Origin of the sequence: Ensifer sp. CCNWLY38 (assembly GCF_037120565.1) — a bacterium.
GTDB classification, from domain to species: Bacteria; Pseudomonadota; Alphaproteobacteria; order Rhizobiales; family Rhizobiaceae; genus Ensifer; species Ensifer adhaerens_H.
In genome coordinates this window covers 1-2483 of the sequence record NZ_JBBBBO010000035.1, presented here as the reverse complement: position 1 = coordinate 2483, position 2483 = coordinate 1, and the positions used below count along the sequence as shown (strand labels likewise).

At 59.8% G+C, this 2483-nt stretch carries 3 protein-coding genes; all 3 read right to left on the bottom strand.

Annotation, left to right across the window (positions count from 1 at the left end; all coding sequences use genetic code 11):
* Nucleotides 1–21: 21 nt before the first annotated feature.
* Nucleotides 22–1620, bottom strand: a complete 1599-nt coding sequence (gene tnpC / locus V7S54_RS33175; protein WP_336410018.1) for an IS66 family transposase — start codon at nt 1618–1620, stop codon at nt 22–24.
* 74 nt (nt 1621–1694) lie between these two features.
* Complete coding sequence (gene tnpB / locus V7S54_RS33170; protein WP_336410017.1) at nt 1695–2039, bottom strand: IS66 family insertion sequence element accessory protein TnpB; 345 nt, start codon at nt 2037–2039, stop codon at nt 1695–1697.
* Complete coding sequence (locus V7S54_RS33165; RefSeq protein ID WP_336410016.1) at nt 2036–2359, bottom strand: transposase; 324 nt, start codon at nt 2357–2359, stop codon at nt 2036–2038. Before V7S54_RS33165 ends, tnpB begins: the two co-directional genes overlap by 4 nt.
* Nucleotides 2360–2483: the final 124 nt, after the last annotated feature.

Here is a 2483-nt window from a genome sequence, read left to right as displayed (position 1 = left end):
GTAAGCGGTGACGTGAGGCCGTTACTTCCTGAAGTTCCAGGGCATCAATGCGTCGATATCACTCGCTGGCCAACCGGCCGCGATGCGCTCGAGCGTCTGCGTCAACCACGCCAGTGGATCGACTTCGTTCATCTTGGCGGTCTGGATGAGGGTGGAGAGCGTCGCCCATGTTCTTCCGCCGCCGGCATTTCCGGCGAATAGACTGTTTTTCCGGACGATTGCCTGGGGCCGGATGGCACGCTCGACGATGTTGGAGTCTATTTCGATCCGCCCGTCGTGGAGGAAGTGTTCGAAGGCTTCACGCCGACTAAGGGCATAGCGAATGGCCTCGGCGAGTTTTGATTTTCCGGAGATGCGGGGCAGCGTGTCCTGCCAGAGCTTGTAGAGATCGGCAACGACGGCAGCGGAGGTCTCCTGGCGGGCGGCAACGCGAACCTCAGGGCTTTGGCCACGCACCTTTTCCTCGATCGACCAAAGCACGCCCATCCTTTCGATCGTCGCCGTTGCCACCTTGGAGCTGTCGTTTGCGTGCAGCTCGTAAAACCGACGCCGACTGTGCGCCCAGCATCCCGCCAAAAGAGCGCCGTCATTTCCGCGCTCGGGCCGTGCAACACGGTTATAGGCGGTGTAGCCATCGATCTGCAGGATACCGCGATAGCCATCGAGATGCCGGGCGACGCAATCGCCGGAGCGACTGTCTTCAAAGCGATAGGCCACCATAGGCGGACCATTCCCACCGAACGGCCGATCGTCTCGCGCGTACGCCCATAGATACGCCGTCTTGGCCGCCCCCGATCCGGGAACAAGCGTTGGCAACGTCGTCTCGTCGGCGAATATTCGTTCGCCTCGTTTGATCTGGCTGAAGGTGTAGTCCGCGAGGATCTCGAGTTCGAACCCGAGCTTACCCATCCACCGCGCCATGATACCGCGGTCGACGTCGACATGGTCGCGCAGGAAGATCGCCTCCTGTCGATAGAGCGGCAATCCGTCGCCATATTTGGAAACCGCGATATAGGCGAGCAACGCTTCTGTCGGAATGCCGCTTTCGACGATGTGGACCGGCGCCGATGCCTGGATGACCCCGTCTTCGTTTTTGAAGGCATACTTCGGCCGATGCGTGACGATCACCCGGAACTTCGGCGGAATGACATCAAGCCGTTCGGAGGTATCCTCACCGATCAGGACTTTCTGTTTGCCAGCATGCTCGGGAAGCTCGTCCGGCTCGATGACCACATGGACCCGCTCCAGATGCGGCGGGAAGCCCTTGCGCGGACGCGGCGCACGCCTTGCGGCGCCTGGATCTCGGCCCTTGGCAACGAGCGCTTCGATCGCCGCGATGCCGGTGTCGATTTCTTCGAAGACAAACGCGCCTTGCTCATCGAGATCCGCGTCAATGGTCTTGCCCTGCTTTTCCGAGCGGCGGCCATACCGGTATCGATTGAAGGCTTTGAGGACCAGCTTCAACTTGACGATCTGTTCGTCTGCGTCCGCATTGCGGGCCTTCAGATCAGCGACTTCGTCCTCCAGGACATCGGCGCGCGCGGCCTTTGCGGCCATCGCCAGGACCATGGCTTTCAGCGCATCGATATCATCCGGGAGCTCGAGATCGGCTGGTGTCATGCCCGTAAGTAGAGCATGTTTTACCGGGATTTACCCTCAGTTTCAGCCGCCTGATTCACTCTGCCGCAGGGCTTTTACCCAACAAATTCCGGTCGCTTCACCGCAGCCGAGCGGACCCGTTTCCAATCCATGCCGTCAATGAGCGCGAGCAGTTGCGCGTGATTGAGCTGCACGCGGGCTGGCCCGATCTTCGGCCAGACGAACTGGTTTTTCTCCAGCCGCTTCGAATAAAGGCAGACACCCGATCCATCCCACCAGGCGATCTTTATTCTGTCTGCTCGTTTGGCGCGGAAAACGTAAAGTGAGCCATTGAACGGATCATGGCCGCTGTCGCGCACCAACGCCAATAGACTATCGGGTCCCTTGCGGAAGTCGATTGGGTGACTGGCTAAAAAGATCTTCGCACCAGAGGGGATCATGCAGAGCGCACCGCGCGGATCAGCTTGACGACGTGAGACTCGTCGATCCCGACATCCACGCGGATCACTGCGTCGCCGATGATGATGTCCACAGTGGAGCAGTCGCTTCGAGCCGTGTCGACGACCGCCTCGGCTTTCAGACGGGCATTGCGCCGCCAGGTGAACAACTGCGAGGGATCAATGCCGATGCGTCTCGCCACCGCCGAAACGCTCGCCCCAGACTCCATACTTGCCGCTACCGCCTGAGCCTTGAACTCATCTGACCAGCGTCGAAACTGCCGCGGCGCGCCCTCCAACCGATCCGCAACGGCTTCGATCATATGGAACGTTCTATGTTCGGACATAGGTTCAGACATAGCTATTCATACCAACGCTCATTCCCTGAGCGCACACGAATAAGCCCGATGCCTTGCTATCGCCAGACGGGGTCTATGCACCGCTTAC